Genomic DNA, 13118 nt, shown 5'->3' with positions numbered 1-13118 from the left:
ACGCGTCAGGCTGCCGCACATCAAGGCGCAGCGGCGATGAATATCAGTTGCACATTGCCGTAGTAAACACCCGGTTTGTAGCCGCCGACAGGCACTTTCGGCACGATCTCCAAGGGAAAGCGGCCACCGGCGATTGCTTGTGCAGCGGTCAGCACTTCCCGCGATCGTGGGTCATGGCTCAACTCCTTGCCATTGAAGCTGACGCGCAAATAAATGTTCTGATCGTCACGCCCGTTGGTCAGATACGGTTCTGCTTCCAACCGTGCTTCGATCGCGCTGGTGTCGTGCTTGACGTCGAAATTCTTGCGCAGCCCCTCCAATGTCCTGGTGTGGATGTTCCACGGCAACGTCTGTTCAAGGTGTATCCAGTTCGACTCGGCGGGGATGATGTAAAACCCCAGCGTCGGGATATCCACCGACACCTCGAACGTGCGCTCCTCCCGGGCCGCAAAAGCCTGGGTACTTATCAGCGCCATCACGCTCATCCACACGGCGATGGTCGATTGCTTGATCATGTCAGGTACCTGTTGCGTCAAAAAATACCGCGAGCCAGCCAAGGTGACTCGCCCCTCCCGGTATTACTGGCTGGCGATGCGCAGCGTTTTTTTCGATGCGCCTTCCACCAGGTTGAAGCGATATTCGCGGCCGGGCTTTTTCTCGAACTCAAAGGTTTTACCGGCCAGAATGTGGTGTTTGGTGGTCGGCTCACACTCGGTTTCGTTTTTCAGCGAGCAGTTGCGAAACTCATCGATCAGCACCACGGTATTGCCGTTGTTACGCAGCCGGTAAACACCGGGACTGTCATCGATCACGCTGTCGAAGCGACTGTTTTTCGGTCGGACAAAAAACACCGTGCCAAACCCGGTCATCACGTTGACCCCCGCCGACAGGTTGTGTTTGTAGGCATCGCGCTCTTCACTCGACACCGCGAATTCGTCTTCTTTCTCTGGCACCACCGGCACGAAGCGCACGCGGAAATAACGCTCGGTGTCACGTTCGCCCATGTGCAACAAACGCGTACCCTGCATGCCTTTGGCCGGCACGATCAGTCGTGCGGGGCTGGCCATCAAGCCATCCCGACCGCTGCCGTCCGCCTGGGTCTTGAGCGGAATTTCACGATGGCTGCCATCGGCGTCGTAGACGATTTCCAGGATGTTGACCTTGACGAACGCAGTACTGTCTCCGCTGTTGAACACGCGTTTGAGATACGTGCTCTTGTCGCTGTCGAGGTAGTCGTAAACCGTTCCGACATTGATTTGCGGTCCGGCGAAAGCCGCCAGGGAAAAACCGCTCAAACCCAGCAGTGCCCACAAACGTTTCATACTCTTGAACCTCATCACATAGAACACAAATCGGACTCGCGCCATCGATACGCGGGCCATCAGACTTCCGAATCCCAGATCACGGTGACTTTGCCGCGATAGGTGGACGCCACACCGGGTTGAATCATGAATTCCATCTGATGTGGCGGGATCTCGAAGTGCAGAATTCCCGGTGCTCGATCTACATAAAAACCAGGTTGAAATTGCTGCGCATTGGCAGCCCCTGTTCTGAGTCGCTGGCGCTTGACCGGTTGCCCCGCGAGATTGGTCAACCCGTTTGGCAGACTGACGCTGACTTGCAATTCGACCGAGCGTCTAGACACCGGATCAAGAATCAGGCAGTCATAGGGGAAACCAGTGATTTCACACTCCAGCAGCATCTTGAACCGCGAAGACGCGGAGATATTGAACGTCTGGTCCCGAAACAAACGCACAGGTTTACGCCCCGCGTGCAACCAGCTTTGCCAGCCGCCCGCCGGGACCAGTTGGATTTTTTCGCCTCCTGGGGGGATGTCGACCTTGAGGGTGTGCTGAACATCCAATACAAAATTCAGGGTCAGGTCGGGGTCGCTCGGCAGCATCACATCGCCCATGTCGAAGTCACCACCGGGACCAATGCGATAACTCACGTCCCCCGTATAAAGCCCGGATGACATCGTCAGCGGATTGGGGGTTTTAAGCTCATAGGAGAAGTCCAGGTAGTCATAAGTCATGGCTGGTATCGGAAAACTCGCAGTCTTGACGCAGGTCCCTTGTACCGGGGTCTTCCAGAAGAACCGGTAGTAGTTGTCCGAATACAGCCCGACACCACTGTAGGCGCAGGGAGGTGCCGCGTTTACCCAGCCTCCCCCCGGACCGCCCCATAAGGCGCGGTGCCCTTCAATGGCCGTGGCGGCACCTGTCAGATTGACCGCGGTATCACTGAGGATGTATCTGGAACCGAAACCGGCAATACGCACCTCGACGGTTTCCGTTTCGCCCGTTTCCCGGTTCGTCACCGTTAACGGACGCCACAGGGCCGGAATGCTGAACATCGCACTGTTGCGCGGCGACGCATTGGGTTGCATGGTGCTCGCCGATTCGAAACGCATGGGCAGGCGAATGCTGAAGGTCTCGTTGTCCCGGCATTCGCTGGGATAGTCGGCACAATAGCCACTGACCGGCGTTTTATTAACGAACAGATTTCGTTGCGGGTTGGCAGAGTCCGGGGTGAACAGCGCCCGGATCTCCTGATTCACCGCCTGTGCCGAAGGCGCCGCGACGACGGCCAGCATCCCCAGCCAGCGACTGCGCCGCAGCAGGCGGGAACATGTAGACGTTAGTTTCATGATCACACTCTCTTGAACATCGGAATCGGGGCCGTTCAACCTGCCGTGCGTTGGTTGGAAGTGGCATCCGCCAACGTGTCCGGCGAACACCGCAGATCACCGATCATCAGCACGTTGTTTTCACTGCGGTGCTTGTCGATATCAAGGCGGAACTGGCACAGCAACTGGTCTGCGTAACGTACTTCCAGGGTTGGCGAGCCGGCATTCATTTCCATGGAGAAGAAGCCATCGACTTCGCTGACCCCACGGCTGGCGTGGTTGATCACGTGATGGCCCTTGAGCGGCTGTCCTTGCGGGTCGAGCAAGCGGCCGAGCACGGTCAGGGTTTTCATGACACGGACCTTGCGGTACTCCACGCCTCCCTTGTTCAGGTGATAGCGCGTGCGTGCCGGCTCGATGCTCGCCGCCGGGACGTCGTTGCCTTCGAAGTCGAAGCTCACCGAACTGTTTTTGTAAGCGGTGAGCGGTATGAAATTGCGTCCGGGACGCAAGGCAGCGCTGCCACCGCTGAGGTCGTCGGCACGCAGGGCAATGCCGTCGATGTCGGACTCGACATCGACAATCATCCCGGCGCCACGTCCTTGGTGCTGACTGGTCAACGCCATGCGCTGCGCTCCAACGACTAGCGTGCTGTCGAGGTTCAAACCACCGGTGAAATTGTCGTTGAAGGACGAACGCTGGATGAACCCGTCACCATTGATGGCATCGGTGCGAAAGTTCGCCAGGCTCGACAATCCGACACCGTAGGTATCGGTCAGCGCGGTCACCGATACGCTCTGCAACACATGGTCTTGCAGGTCCTTTCGCCAACCCAGGGAGGCGTTGTTGTCACGGCTGCCATCACGGGCGGTGCGGCTGCCGATGCTGCCGGAAACCTGCTGCCCCGGGCCACCGAGCGCCATGTTGATGCTCAGGTCGACCCCGCGATTACGCGCATCACCACTGCTGTAGCTGCCGGGGCGATCAAACAGCGAGAGCCGCCAGTTGGCATCGCTGCCGAACAGAACGGTGCGTTGCGTCCAGCCCAGGTCCACCCCCATACCTTCGACGTTGCCCTCGCTGTGGGACACCCGTGCGTTGAGCGAGCTTTTGCGGCTGATCCGGTGGTTCAGCGCCAATGACGAATTGCTGGTCTGGCCGGTGAACACATTGCGCTGACGCACTCGGGTGCCGTCGGGCAATGTGTCGAAGGTGTTGGTGGTGTCTAGCCAGCTGCGGTTGTGGCTGATCACCAGACTGCCGGCGCCATAGTTGTACAGGCCTTGAAAATCGGCACCGGTGCCGTGGTCTTCGGTCTGGTACAGGTTGGCATAGAGGCTGACGCTGTTGGCCAGGCTCCAGTCGATGGAGCTGCCGTACTGCAGCTTGTCACTGACCTGGCGTGCCGACAGCCCGAGAATCACCCGTGGGTGCAGCAAGTAGTTGAATGACGCCCCCACCGTCGCATCGCCGCTCTCTTGATCATTCCAATTACTCATCAATTTGCTTTCCTGTCCGGCAAACAGGTTGTAGCGCCAACGCTCATCGTGGTTGCGCCAATTGTTCGGCTTGTAAATCAACTCCTGGGTGGTCGATGTGATTTGACCGTCTTCGATCAACCGCACTTCCACCTCGTAAATGCCACCGGGCAACGGACGGGTGTCGAGGGTTTGCAAACCCGCCGGAACCGACTGGGTATTGATCAGCAAGCCGTCGCGGTAAATTTCCACGGAACCCTGTCGGTTGGCCGTGACATAAACCGGATAGACACTGGGTTTCGGGCTGTCGATCGCCAGGCTGTCGGAACTGCCGAACATCACGCCCACCGCCGTATCGGGGCTGGTGCCGAACGAACGGGGCTCGCGCGTCAGGCCTTCGGAATTGGGGGTGAAGTAGCCCAGTCGGAAAAAACGGCCCTCCAGTTCGCGCTGGCTATAGAGCTCGTGCACCGCGTGGTAGGTCTTGTTGTCCGGACCACCAAGACGGGACAGTTGCATGTTGAAGGTCTGGCTCCAGTTGCCCAGGCTGCCGCTGGCCTCCAGGCCGAAACGACCGCCCAGGTCCTGATCCTGGCCGCCATTGAGATTGAGCTGGTTACGTACCATCAGGCCATTGCTGCCGCCTTCGGGCTGATCGTAGAAACGCTTGGCTTCGCTGTCGCGCTCGGCATTTTCAGTGACGATCGACAGCAATGAATTTTCGAGGTTGTAGTGAACCGCCAGCATCTGCTCCGGGCATTGGCCTGTGCAGGTGCCCAGCGTCACACCGGGTTTGAGAATATCGGCCCAGGTATCACGCTCACTTGCAGTGAAGCGGCTTTCGCTGGTGTCGGTGAAATCGAGCAGCGTTACCCGGTCATCACGGGACAACACAATCATCGCCTCACCCAGTGGTTGTTGATCGAGTTCGACACGAACCGCCAAGGGAACATCGAAGAAATGCTCCTCGAACTCGGCCGGCAAGCCCTTGGCCTGTGCCAGCAAACTTCGCGGCGAGTTATCAACGGAAGTGGGCGCCGCAAATGCACTGCTACATAACAGCAGCGCAAGCGCCGCCGCGATGGGCGTCATCGGGAACATGAACGAGTTCTCTAATTACAAAGGAGTTAAAGCACGGCCGACAAACCGGAAAGTTTGCCGACCGAGAACGTCACTTGATATAAGTAAACGGTTTGCCGTCGCGAATATTACTTAGACGGAAGGCTCGACAACCAACATCACGACGCCGGTGTAATCGCCTGCATCAGGTTTTTGCGTGGTCACCGCACTGATTTTGAATGGCGCGCGATAACGGGTATTGGACTCTTCATCTCCAACAACTTCCTGTGAAGTGGTTGTCAGCGTCTTGCCATTGAGCTCGACTTTCAAGTCGATGCTTTTGTTACCGGCAATCAGCTTGGGGACGCCTTCAAGTCGTGCGTTGACCTTGCCGGCGGTATGAAGCACATCAAAGTGCCCATCGACGGATCTCATGGAGTCGGTAGAGGGGTTGTAGCTCATGTCCTGATCCTTGTTGACCAGATCAAAGTCAACCGGCACCGCATAGAAGTCGTCAGCATTGACAGTAGCAACCAGACTGATGGTGTGCCTGGCTTCGGTAGCGGCAAACGCCATCGAAGAACTCAGAGCCAAAACAGCCAGGGGAGCAGCGAACGCGATTTTCTTGAACATCTTTCAGTACCTGTGTTTTTAAAAGGATGAAGGGCTGAAAGTTCATACAGAGCAAAACTGTCACGAGCAGCTATTTGCCCAGCTGAACTTTCAACGCCGAAAGATGATCGACCAATTGTTCTTGAAAGTAAGCAAGAAAGTTCCTGCAAGTGCGTAGCCGGAGTGCCATGACAGTAGAAAGAAAAAAACGGAAATAACTACAGAAGCGATGTTTGACTGTAAGAGACAGACTACAAACAGCATCCTGCCTGCAATGATATTCGAGATATTAACAAAGTACCTTCTGTAAGACCAATACCACAACCCCAGCAAACAATGGAGCAAACTAATACATTAGAGAGTTAACACTAATTTCTGAGATTTTACCTGTACTAATAAGCTCTATTTTTTCGATTTGACCTTCAAGCCAGGGCCGATGCAGGGATTGCCGTTGGTCAGGAGCCTTTGCTTTTTCGTTAAGATATATCTTAAGTTGTATCTAAAGACGACGAGAGAAAGCAGAAAATGAGAGACCATCATTCCCCCCACCGCGAACACGGCGACAACCGTGACTGCTTTGAGAAACGTCCCGCCCGCGAACGCGGCGGCCGTGGGCCCCGGGTGTTTGCCCCCGGCGATCTGAAGTTGTTGCTGCCGGCATTGATCGCCGAACAGCCGTGCCATGGCTACGACCTGATCCGCCAGATCGAAGGCATGTTCGAGGGCGCCTACTGCCCCAGCCCCGGCGTGATCTACCCGACCCTGACGTTCCTGGAAGAAAGCGAACTGATCCTGGGCGACGCCGAAGGCGGAAAAAAACGCTACACCATCACCGATGCCGGACGTCTATTCCTGCAAGAGCAAGCCGTAGCACTGGATGGCGTGCGGATGCGCATCGACGTCAGCAAGCGTTCGCTGCGCGGCCATGATCGCCCGGCGGAAATCCATGAGGCTGTGCATAACCTGCGCCACGCCCTGCAAATGCACCATGGACGCTGGAGCCCGGACGAAATCCTGCGGGTACGTGACCTGCTCAACGACACCGCCAAAGCCATCGTCGACGGCCCCGCCGTTCAACCCGTTCAGGAGAACGCCGAATGACTGAAGTCATCGCCTCAACCATTCACCGTGTCATGCACGAAATCAAACGCCGTCGCCTGGAAGTGTTGCGCGTGGTCGACCTGACCCCGCGCATGCGCCGGATTACCCTGGGTGGCCCTGAATTGGCGGGCTTCGTCAGCCTGGGCACGGACGATCACGTCAAGTTGTTGTTCCCGCAGAATGCCGAACAGGCCGCGGCGCTGGAAACCCTGGTACTGGGCGCCGGCAAGGACAACGGTCCGCTGCCTGAGATGCGTGACTACACCCCGCGCCGCTATGACCTCGATACCCTGGAGTTGGACATCGACTTCGTACTGCACGGCGACGGCCCTGCCTCGACCTGGGCGGCGCAGGCCCAGCCCGGGCAGTTCCTGCACATCGGCGGGCCACGGGGCTCGATGATCGTGCCGGACATCTTCGACAGCTATTTGCTGATCGGCGACGAAACCGCCCTGCCCGCCATCGCCCGGCGTCTGGAAGGCCTGGCGGCCAACCGCCGTGCGCTGGTGATCGTCGAAGTGGAAAACGGCAAGGAGCAGCAGGTGCTGCACAGTGCGGCCGAGGTCAATGTGATCTGGGTGCTGCGCGAAGGTGGCAAGGACAATCTGCTGGCTACCGTGCGCCAGATCCAGATGCCAGCCGGCAGCCTGTATGCGTGGGTGGCGACCGAGAGCAAGGTGTCGCGGCAGACTCGTCGGGTGTTGCTCGATGAGCATGGGCTGGACGAGCAGTTCGTCAAGGCGGTTGGGTACTGGAAACTGGGGGACAGCGGCGAGGAGTGATATCCACTCAATCGCAGGCTGAAGATTTTGTGGCGAGGGAGCTTGTCGGATCGCCGCACCGTCCCGCTCGGCTGCGAAGCAGTCGTAAATCTGCGCATTGGGTGTATCAGATTAACCAGGTTGCAGGTTTTAGCACTGCTGCGCAGTGCAACGGGAGCAAGCTCCCTCGCCACAAAAGGTGCTCAAAACACCCATAGCGCTCACCTTCGAGCCCGCCACCGATCCAGCCCGATCACCAGCAACGCAATCACCACAAACCCAGCCAATAACCCGCCGGCATTGATGAACACCTGTGGATAACCGAGTTTGTCCACGTCCACGAAGGGATACGGGTAAACCGCCAGCAGATGCCCGCGCAACAGCGCATAGGCGAAATACAGCAGTGGATAAATCACCCACAGCGCGATATGCCACACGCGCAATGTGCCCTTGGGCACACAACGCCACCAATACCCCAGAAACAGCAACGGCATGATGTCGTGCAACAGCTCATCGGCCAGCCATTGCCAGCCCTCGGGATGCCACAAGTGGCGCAGCAGCAGGTTGTAGGCGAGGCTCACCACGGCGATGCTCACAGCAATCGCACTGCTGACCCAAGGCTGCAGGAACCAGCGGCGCGCGGCGGACTCGCGGGATGTCCATTCACAGGTCAGCACGGTCGCCACCAAGGTGTTGCTCAGCACGGTGAAATAGCTGAAAAAACTCATCAGCCCGCCGATCAGGCTCGCGCCCAGCGTCCAGCGTGAATGGAGAATCAGGTACATCTGAATGCTCAATCCCGCCCAGCCAAGCATGGCAGCCATGGCCACCAAACGACGGCGTAACGCAGACGGGTCGGCCATGTTCAAAGCGGTCGTTTGGTGCGCATCAACTTCACATACAGGCGTTCGACCTTCTCCCGCGCCCACGGGGTCTTGCGCAGGAACGTCAGGCTCGACTTGATGCTCGGGTCGCTCTTGAAGCAGCGGATATCGATGCGCTCGGCCAGCCCCGACCACTCGTAGTGTTCAACCAGCGCGTTGAGGATCTGTTCCAGCGTCACGCCATGCAACGGATCGGTGTTGTGTTCGGTCATGCCGGGCCTTCGAGCAGAGTGGGAATTGGAAGCCGCGCACCTTACGTTAAATGTAGGTGAAACGGAAAAGATCGCAGCCTGCGGCAGGATACGCATTCCAATGTAGGAGCTGCCGCAGGCTGCGATCTTTTGTCACTGTTACCAAATCCGAAACGATGCATGTCAGCAAAAGCACTTTCTCTATTTGTAACAGAACATTATCCTTGCGCCCCGCTGCCTGCTGAAACGCTTCTGCTTTCGCTTCACGCCTGCTGCTTTCCGTTTATCCCCCAGAAAAAGATCAAGAACTCCGTCTCTATGCCCGACTTTAAAACCCTGCGAGACAGCGCTGTCTTTGCAACTGCTGCCCAGCGAAACATCCTGCCCCTGATCGGTGGCCTCACCGCGCTGGGCCTTGCCTCCTGCGTTCAGGCGGCGCCGGCCTTCGATAGCGATTCACCGTGGATGCTCGGTGACTGGAACGGCACTCGCACAGAGCTCGCGGAAAAAGGCTACGACTTCAAAGTCGATTACACCGGTGAAATGGGCAGCAATCTGCACGGTGGCTACGACCACGACCGCACCGCGCGCTACAGCGACCAGTTCGGCCTGGGCACCCACCTGGACTTGCAGAAGATCCTCGGCTGGGACGATGCCGAATTCCAGTTGACCATCACCGAACGCAACGGCAACAACATCAGCAACGACCGCATCAACGACCCGCGTGTCGGCGGCTTCACCTCGGCCCAGGAAGTCTGGGGCCGCGGCCAGACCTGGCGCCTGACGCAGATGTGGTATCAGCAGAAGTTCTTCGTTGAAAAACTCGACATCAAGGTCGGCCGATTCGGCGAAGGCGAAGATTTCAACAGCTTCCCCTGCGACTTCCAGAACCTGGCGTTCTGCGGTTCCCAGGTCGGCAACTGGGCGGGCGACATCTGGTACAACTGGCCGGTCAGCCAGTGGGCGATGCGGGTCAAATATCACCTGACGCCAGAGCTTTATGCACAGGTCGGTGCGTACGAGCAGAACCCGTCGAACCTTGACCGCGACAACGGCTTCAAGCTCAGCGGTAGCGGCACCCAGGGTGCGGTCCTGCCGGTGGAGCTGGTGTGGACGCCGAAACTCAACGGCCTGCCGGGTGAATATCGCGCCGGTTACTACTACAGCAGCGCCAACGCCACCGACGTCTACAAGGACAGCAATGGCCAACCTGCCGCCCTGACTGGCGAAGCCTACCGCAGCGCCTCGAGTAAACACGGCGTGTGGCTGGGCCTCCAGCAGCAAGTCACCAGCGTCGCCAGCGACCACTCCCGTGGCCTGAGCCTGTTCGCCAACGGCACGATGCACGACAAGAAAACCAACGCCATCGACAACTACGTCCAGGCCGGCCTCGTCTACAAAGGCCCGTTCGACGCGCGCGCCCGGGACGACATTGGTTTCGCCATGGCCCGTGTCCACGTCAACCCGGCCTTTCGCAAGAATGCCGAGGCGACCAACCAGGCCAAGGCCGTCTTCGACTTCGACAATCCGTCCTTCCTGCCGCCCCAGGACACCGAATACAGCGCCGAACTGTATTACGGCGTGCACGTGACCAACTGGCTGACCGTGCGCCCGAACCTGCAATACATCCGCCATCCCGGTGGCGTGAACGAGGTCGATGACGCGCTGATCGGCGGGATCAAGGTCCAGTCGTCGTTCTGACAAACACCACAAAACCCTGTGGGAGCGACATGTGGCGAGGGGGCTTGCCCCCGTTCGGCTGCGAAGCAGTCGCAAAGCATTGCACTCGGTGTGCCTGACACGCCGCAGTTGCAGGTATTGGGGTCGCTTCGCAACCCAACGGGGGCAAGCCCCCTCGCCACACTGCTCGCTCCTACAGGGACTGCGTCAACCACACCAGTTTTATCTGAACCATGCCCGCGCAAGATCGTCATCTACAGTGAACTTGCGCGGGACTACTTGAAACGTCACGGAGAATCACACTATGAGCACTGATAGTGCCTTGGGTCGAAGCCGTCTATGGCCGACCCTGCTCGGCATACTGCTTCTGCTAATGGGCCTGGCCATGCTGGCCGGGGGGATCAAGCTGAGCATGCTCGGCGGCTCGCTGTATTACCTGCTGGCCGGTATCGGCATCGCGCTGAGCGGCGTGTTGCTGATCGCCGCCCGCCGTGCGGCGCTGGGTCTGTACGCACTGGTGCTGTTCGCCAGCACCCTGTGGGCGCTGTGGGAAGTCGGCCTGGACTGGTGGCAACTGGTGCCACGTCTGGCGCTGTGGTTCGCCCTCGGTGTGGTGATGCTGCTGCCGTGGTTCCGTCGTCCATTGCTGATCAACGGCCCTGCCCCCATGGGCACTGGCGCCTTGAGCGTGGCCGTGGTCCTGGCCGGCGCCACCGCCGTAGCCAGCCAGTTCACTCACCCGGGCGAGACCTTAGGCGAGTTGGGTCGTGACTCGGCTGAAATGACCAGCACTGCGCCACAAATGCCTGACGGAGACTGGCAGGCCTATGGCCGCAGCGAGTTCGGTGACCGCTACTCGCCGCTCAAGCAGATCACCCCGGCCAACGCCGGCAAGCTGCAAGAAGCCTGGCGTATCCAGACCGGCGACCTGCCGACCGCCGATGACCCGGTGGAACTGACCAACGAAAACACCCCGCTCAAGGCCAACGGCATGCTCTATGCCTGCACCGCCCATAGCAAGGTGCTGGCGCTGGACCCGGACACCGGCAAGGAGCTGTGGCGTTTCGACCCGCAGATCAAGAGCCCGGTGGGCTTCAAGGGCTTCGCCCACATGACCTGCCGTGGCGTGTCGTACTACGACGAAGCGGCCTACGCCAAGTCTGAAAACGCTGCCTCTGCAGTGATTTCCGAGGCAGGCAAAGCCGTCGCCCAGGCCTGCCCGCGTCGACTGTACCTGCCAACCGCTGATGCACGCCTGATCGCACTCAACGCCGACACCGGCAAGGTCTGCGAAGGTTTCGGTAAAAACGGTGTGGTTGACCTGACTCAAGGCATCGGACCGTTCACCCCCGGTGGCTACTACTCCACCTCGCCCGCAGCGATCACCCGTGACCTGGTGATCATGGGCGGCCACGTCACCGACAACGAGTCGACCAACGAGCCATCCGGTGTAATCCGTGCCTTTGACGTACACGACGGTCATCTGGTGTGGAACTGGGACAGCAACAATCCCGACGCGACCGAACCGCTGCCAGAGGGCGAACACTACAGCCGCAACTCGGCCAACATGTGGTCCCTGGCCAGCGTCGACGAAAAACTCGGCATGGTCTACCTGCCACTGGGTAACCAGACCCCTGACCAGTGGGGCGCAGACCGCACCCCGGGCGCCGAGAAGTTCAGTGCAGGCCTGGTCGCGCTGGATCTGGCCACCGGCAAGGTGCGCTGGAACTACCAGTTCACTCACCACGACCTGTGGGACATGGACGTCGGCAGCCAGCCAACCCTGCTTGACATGAAAACCGCCGACGGCGTGAAACCTGCGCTGATCGCCCCGACCAAACAGGGCAGCCTGTACGTCCTCGACCGTCGCGACGGCACGCCGATCATCCCGATCAAGGAAATCCCGGTTCCGCAAGGCGCCGTGAAAGGTGACCACACCGCGCCGACCCAGGCCCGTTCGAACCTGAACCTGCTGGCCCCGGAACTGACCGAAAAAGCCATGTGGGGCGCCAGCCCGTTCGACCAGATGCTGTGCCGCATCCAGTTCAAGGAGCTGCGTTACGAAGGTCAGTACACCCCTCCGTCGGAACAGGGCAGCCTGATCTATCCGGGTAACGTCGGCGTCTTCAACTGGGGCGGAGTTTCGGTCGACCCGGTTCGCCAGATGCTGTTCACCAGCCCGAACTACATGGCCTTCGTCTCGAAAATGGTGCCTCGCGCCGAAGTCGCGGCCGGCAGCAAGCGCGAGAGCGAAACCGCGGGCGTGCAACCGAACACAGGCGCACCGTACGCGGTGATCATGCACCCGTTCATGTCGCCGTTCGGCGTACCGTGCCAGGCTCCGGCCTGGGGCTACGTGGCCGGCATCGACCTGACCACAAACAAAGTCGTGTGGAAACGCAAGAACGGCACCAGCCGCGACAGCTCGCCATTGCCTATCGGCCTGCCACTCGGCGTGCCAAGCATGGGCGGCTCGATGGTCACCGCCGGCGGGGTCGGCTTCCTCAGCGGCACGCTGGATCAATACCTGCGCGCCTATGACGTCAACACCGGCAACGAGCTTTGGAAATCGCGCCTGCCGGCTGGCGGTCAGGCCACGCCGATGACCTACACCGGCAAGGACGGCAAGCAGTACGTGCTGTTGGTCGTCGGTGGCCACGGCTCACTGGGCACCAAAATGGGTGACTATGTGATTGCGTACAAACTGTCCGAGTAAGTTTTAG

At 59.2% G+C, this 13118-nt stretch carries 11 protein-coding genes; 4 read left to right on the top strand and 7 right to left on the bottom strand.

The annotated features are described in order from the left end of the window. Window positions 1–20 precede the first annotated feature (20 nt). The 5 genes from KGA85_RS01815 to KGA85_RS01795 form a co-directional block, all read right to left on the bottom strand. Window positions 21–515, bottom strand: a complete 495-nt coding sequence (locus tag KGA85_RS01815; protein ID WP_223542861.1) for a CS1 type fimbrial major subunit — start codon at window positions 513–515, stop codon at window positions 21–23. A 63-nt stretch (window positions 516–578) separates the two neighbouring features. Further along, window positions 579–1322, bottom strand: a complete 744-nt coding sequence (locus KGA85_RS01810) for a molecular chaperone (protein ID WP_223542860.1) — start codon at window positions 1320–1322, stop codon at window positions 579–581. Between the two features lie 59 nt (window positions 1323–1381). Further along, a complete protein-coding gene (locus KGA85_RS01805; RefSeq protein ID WP_223542859.1) occupies window positions 1382–2596 on the bottom strand; it encodes a hypothetical protein in 1215 nt (404 codons plus the stop codon). A gap of 89 nt (window positions 2597–2685) precedes the next feature. Beyond that, window positions 2686–5208, bottom strand: coding sequence for a CS1-pili formation C-terminal domain-containing protein (locus KGA85_RS01800; RefSeq protein ID WP_223542858.1), 2523 nt, complete (start codon window positions 5206–5208; stop codon window positions 2686–2688). A 111-nt stretch (window positions 5209–5319) separates the two neighbouring features. Further along, complete coding sequence (locus KGA85_RS01795) at window positions 5320–5799, bottom strand: CS1 type fimbrial major subunit (protein ID WP_046041008.1); 480 nt, start codon at window positions 5797–5799, stop codon at window positions 5320–5322. A 504-nt stretch (window positions 5800–6303) separates the two neighbouring features. Here KGA85_RS01795 and KGA85_RS01790 point away from each other — a divergent pair. Next, the gene (locus KGA85_RS01790; RefSeq protein ID WP_223458686.1) at window positions 6304–6879 is read left to right on the top strand and encodes a PadR family transcriptional regulator; all 576 of its coding nucleotides are present in this window, start codon (window positions 6304–6306) and stop codon (window positions 6877–6879) included. After that, window positions 6876–7661 carry a siderophore-interacting protein gene (locus KGA85_RS01785; RefSeq protein ID WP_223542857.1) on the top strand — a complete coding sequence of 262 codons (786 nt, stop codon included), beginning with the start codon at window positions 6876–6878 and terminating at the stop codon, window positions 7659–7661. The genes KGA85_RS01790 and KGA85_RS01785 overlap by 4 nt, the downstream gene beginning before the upstream one ends. A gap of 200 nt (window positions 7662–7861) precedes the next feature. On the opposite strand, the gene KGA85_RS01780 is transcribed toward KGA85_RS01785, so the two are convergent. Then, complete coding sequence (locus tag KGA85_RS01780; RefSeq protein ID WP_223458682.1) at window positions 7862–8503, bottom strand: Pr6Pr family membrane protein; 642 nt, start codon at window positions 8501–8503, stop codon at window positions 7862–7864. A gap of 2 nt (window positions 8504–8505) precedes the next feature. Beyond that, entirely contained in the window at window positions 8506–8736 is a 231-nt protein-coding gene (locus KGA85_RS01775; protein ID WP_007985772.1) for a VF530 family DNA-binding protein, read from the bottom strand. 297 nt (window positions 8737–9033) lie between these two features. Here KGA85_RS01775 and KGA85_RS01770 point away from each other — a divergent pair, with 297 nt between their 5' ends. After that, complete coding sequence (locus KGA85_RS01770; RefSeq protein ID WP_223458680.1) at window positions 9034–10416, top strand: carbohydrate porin; 1383 nt, start codon at window positions 9034–9036, stop codon at window positions 10414–10416. A 283-nt stretch (window positions 10417–10699) separates the two neighbouring features. Next, window positions 10700–13111 carry a glucose/quinate/shikimate family membrane-bound PQQ-dependent dehydrogenase gene (locus KGA85_RS01765; protein ID WP_223542856.1) on the top strand — a complete coding sequence of 804 codons (2412 nt, stop codon included), beginning with the start codon at window positions 10700–10702 and terminating at the stop codon, window positions 13109–13111. Window positions 13112–13118: the final 7 nt, after the last annotated feature.

The sequence above is a fragment of the Pseudomonas sp. GL-B-12 genome (assembly GCF_019955895.1).
In the GTDB taxonomy this organism is placed as follows: Bacteria; Pseudomonadota; Gammaproteobacteria; order Pseudomonadales; family Pseudomonadaceae; genus Aquipseudomonas.
Note: the sequence above shows the minus strand (reverse complement) of the source record. Positions and strands in the feature narration are given on the sequence as shown.

What these genes read in the sequence shown, in the direction of transcription:
- KGA85_RS01815 (WP_223542861.1), bottom strand. Translation starts at nt 515, where the DNA reads ATGATCAAGCAATCGACCATCGCCGTGTGGATGAGCGTGATGGCGCTG.
- KGA85_RS01810 (WP_223542860.1), bottom strand. Translation starts at nt 1,322, where the DNA reads ATGAAACGTTTGTGGGCACTGCTGGGTTTGAGCGGTTTTTCCCTGGCG.
- KGA85_RS01805 (WP_223542859.1), bottom strand. Translation starts at nt 2,596, where the DNA reads ATGCTGGCCGTCGTCGCGGCGCCTTCGGCACAGGCGGTGAATCAGGAG.
- KGA85_RS01800 (WP_223542858.1), bottom strand. Translation starts at nt 5,208, where the DNA reads ATGTTCCCGATGACGCCCATCGCGGCGGCGCTTGCGCTGCTGTTATGT.
- KGA85_RS01795 (WP_046041008.1), bottom strand. Translation starts at nt 5,799, where the DNA reads ATGTTCAAGAAAATCGCGTTCGCTGCTCCCCTGGCTGTTTTGGCTCTG.
- KGA85_RS01790 (WP_223458686.1), top strand. Translation starts at nt 6,304, where the DNA reads ATGAGAGACCATCATTCCCCCCACCGCGAACACGGCGACAACCGTGAC.
- KGA85_RS01785 (WP_223542857.1), top strand. Translation starts at nt 6,876, where the DNA reads ATGACTGAAGTCATCGCCTCAACCATTCACCGTGTCATGCACGAAATC.
- KGA85_RS01780 (WP_223458682.1), bottom strand. Translation starts at nt 8,503, where the DNA reads ATGGCCGACCCGTCTGCGTTACGCCGTCGTTTGGTGGCCATGGCTGCC.
- KGA85_RS01775 (WP_007985772.1), bottom strand. Translation starts at nt 8,736, where the DNA reads ATGACCGAACACAACACCGATCCGTTGCATGGCGTGACGCTGGAACAG.
- KGA85_RS01770 (WP_223458680.1), top strand. Translation starts at nt 9,034, where the DNA reads ATGCCCGACTTTAAAACCCTGCGAGACAGCGCTGTCTTTGCAACTGCT.
- KGA85_RS01765 (WP_223542856.1), top strand. Translation starts at nt 10,700, where the DNA reads ATGAGCACTGATAGTGCCTTGGGTCGAAGCCGTCTATGGCCGACCCTG.